Source organism: Microcystis sp. M53598_WE2, assembly GCF_030067735.1.
Lineage (GTDB): Bacteria > Cyanobacteriota > Cyanobacteriia > Cyanobacteriales > Microcystaceae > Microcystis > Microcystis aeruginosa.
This window is the reverse complement of the sequence record NZ_JASJFE010000288.1, coordinates 1-2,632: the sequence shown is the minus strand read 5'-3', so window position 1 is coordinate 2,632 and position 2,632 is coordinate 1. Positions and strand designations below refer to the sequence as shown.

Sequence of the window (2,632 nt, the reverse complement as noted above, 5' to 3'; positions counted from 1 at the left end):
AGACTGAGAATAAAACTGCCCCACCTCCGACAAAAGGTTCAATGTAGTTAAACTGACAATTTTGAGAAATCTGGGAATTAATCAAAGATAGAATATTGGGAACCAGTTGAGTTTTGCCTCCCGCCCACTTTAAAAAAGGTTTGCCGCTAACTGTTTTCCTTTGAGACAAAGAAGTGGTCATTATTCCTACCAGATTATCCTAATTTATTCAATTTACAGCGCAATTCACGAAAACCTGAAAGGCGGATTTGGTATCAGAAAGGTAAACGGGGCATTTTTTTCAATACTGATTCAATTTGGTTGATTAAATCCAGCAGACGATTGCCATCCACATGAACCTCGCTGGTGGGATAATTGGCAAGGACTTCGATGATTTGAATCTCGTTATCGTTGAGGGCAGAAGTGACTAAGGAACCCCGTAAAGCTTGCCGACTAGCAGCCCGATTGGGGGTGTGGACAATTTCGGTGGCATAATCTAGCAAACTTTCGCCAAAAAAACTATTAAGAAATTTGGAAAGAAAGACGGCATCCACCGCTACCCGACGATTAAGGATTTTACGGAATTCTTCGGGTTTTTGGTTAGCCATCTTTAATTGTGCCGCTAAAGCGGGAGCTAATTCGCCTGTTTCGCTCAATTGCTTTAATTCTGATACCGATACAGACCCTTGGAAGATGTGGTATTTGATGATAGCTGATTCGGCGGCTGACAAAGACTGACAAACACCGAGAAAGATAGATATTCCTAGGGGAAGTAAAAGATTTTTGAACATAAACCAAAAGTGCAAAACAAGCGATAAGCGATCGGGATGATTGACTCATTCTAGCGGGATTGGTTGCCGCTTAGGAAAAACTTAAGACGGGGTTGATTATCTAGAGATGAATTTTTTAGTCACCCAACTAGGAGCAGAAAGCTGATAGCTTAATGCTAATCATTAATTTACATTCGCGAGAGGGCAGCGATTTTTGCTAGTTTATCTTTTTCCAAACCGTTGAGATCCTCTAGCTTTAACCATCCTTCCTTTAACAGTTGGGCAAAGACAAAAATTAGGGAAGTATAGCGATAGTCATATTTACCATCAATCTGATGTCGTCGGGCGCTTAGATAATCGTGCATTTGCCAGATATCATCTAAAACCGTGATCTGACCAGACTGTTCTTTAATATGTTCTATTAAAGTGCTAGTTTCTCGCTGATAGGCTTTTTGGAAAGCAGTTTGAGCAATTTCTTGTTCCGTATCTGACCAAATTATTTCACTCATAGGCATGATTTTAGTTTTAGGGATGATAATTTTGGGTTTTTGAACTACCATGACTCTTTTCGCCGACATCTGTTAAGAATGATTGTTTAGTTATTCTTACCTAGATCAGAGAAGAAACCGGTGTATTTCCCAATTTTTTAAGTCAGCCTTTTAATTGTAGAAAAAAAAGAGTTCACTTGACAAGGAACTCTAATAAGTTTCATCAGAATTTTTAATGATTTCTCTCAGTAGCTATTTAGCCACGGGCAAAGTTTAATAATTCTTTCGGAGAAGCTAATAAATCGATCGCTACGAAGAAAATTTTATTATCAGGAGTTAGGAGGAAACGCCATGCCATATTCATACCCACACCCGCACCAAACCAGGGGGTTTGTACTTTTCCCGTCACTTTAATCTGAGTAAAACCGTCATCGGCGGGTTCCACTACGCCGCATTCGGGGATTAATTTCAAATTTTGGCATTCTTCGCGGAAAAAGCGATATACTGCCTCTTTACCGACGATGGGACGTTGGAAAGGTGGTTGCAGAGCGCCGTCAGGGGTGAATAATTCAATTAATACATCAAAGTCATTGGCGTTGAGGTTGTCCATATAGTTGAGGACGGTGGCATTGGTAACGCCTTCAATGCTAACTTTAGTCCGTTCGGCAATATTTTGGGGAGGAACCACGGGTTCGGAAATACGGTTATAATCGCCCAGTTTCTTGGGATCATAGCCCATATCGACCACACAATTCCGCAGAACGGTGATTTGTTGTCCCGACTCTAATTTTTTAATCCCGTCTAAAACGGCGGTAGCATTAGCAGATAGTTGATAACCCTTGGGAATTGGGGCAACACTGCCATCTTCCATCCATTGTCCTAATTGATACCAGAATCCCAGCTTGATATTAGCAGACCAAGTGCCGTAGGTACGACAAATCGGGGTGTCAGCATGGTTCGCTAAGTCGCACATCACCTGCGACTGTTGCAGGGGTGACATCTGCCGAATTTCATTCATGGTTTTTTCGGCAAACACCATACTAGCAGCGCCAGGGGCGGCAACGGTGATGGTTTTGCCCATTTCTAGATAGGCAAACCAAATCAAGGCTAGTTGATCTTCGGTATTCAGCTGATTGAAACGCGCAATCGTGGCAGGAACCACATCCGCTGATAGCGTGTTGGGGAAAATGCTCCGCGCTGATTCGATCGTAAACGGCATAGATTCACCTTGAAGTAAAGTTTTGTATCAATTTACTTTCATCCTATCATATTTGCGCCCCAAGGCAGCACCGATGGAGAAACTTTCCCAAAAAAAGCTGTACTTTAGATCACACTTACCCGGGATTATCACAAAATCTTAATGGTTGAACAACTGTTCCATCACTTATTTAGGGT

4 protein-coding genes are annotated in these 2,632 nt (G+C 41.9%); all 4 read right to left on the bottom strand.

Annotation, left to right across the window (positions count from 1 at the left end; all coding sequences use genetic code 11):
• Positions 1 to 181: DNA adenine methylase (locus PX636_RS06225; RefSeq protein WP_288116516.1), on the bottom strand; the 181-nt coding region annotated here is incomplete at its 3' end.
• A 73-nt stretch (positions 182 to 254) separates the two neighbouring features.
• Positions 255 to 770 carry an alpha/beta hydrolase gene (locus PX636_RS06220; RefSeq protein WP_002798314.1) on the bottom strand — a complete coding sequence of 172 codons (516 nt, stop codon included), beginning with the start codon at positions 768 to 770 and terminating at the stop codon, positions 255 to 257.
• Between the two features lie 167 nt (positions 771 to 937).
• Entirely contained in the window at positions 938 to 1,264 is a 327-nt protein-coding gene (gene frp, locus PX636_RS06215) for a fluorescence recovery protein (protein ID WP_002746320.1), read from the bottom strand.
• 229 nt (positions 1,265 to 1,493) lie between these two features.
• Entirely contained in the window at positions 1,494 to 2,456 is a 963-nt protein-coding gene (locus PX636_RS06210; RefSeq protein WP_002798312.1) for an orange carotenoid-binding protein, read from the bottom strand.
• Positions 2,457 to 2,632 lie beyond the last annotated feature (176 nt).

What these genes read in the sequence shown, in the direction of transcription:
- PX636_RS06210 (WP_002798312.1), bottom strand. Translation starts at nt 2,456, where the DNA reads ATGCCGTTTACGATCGAATCAGCGCGGAGCATTTTCCCCAACACGCTA.
- frp (WP_002746320.1), bottom strand. Translation starts at nt 1,264, where the DNA reads ATGCCTATGAGTGAAATAATTTGGTCAGATACGGAACAAGAAATTGCT.
- PX636_RS06220 (WP_002798314.1), bottom strand. Translation starts at nt 770, where the DNA reads ATGTTCAAAAATCTTTTACTTCCCCTAGGAATATCTATCTTTCTCGGT.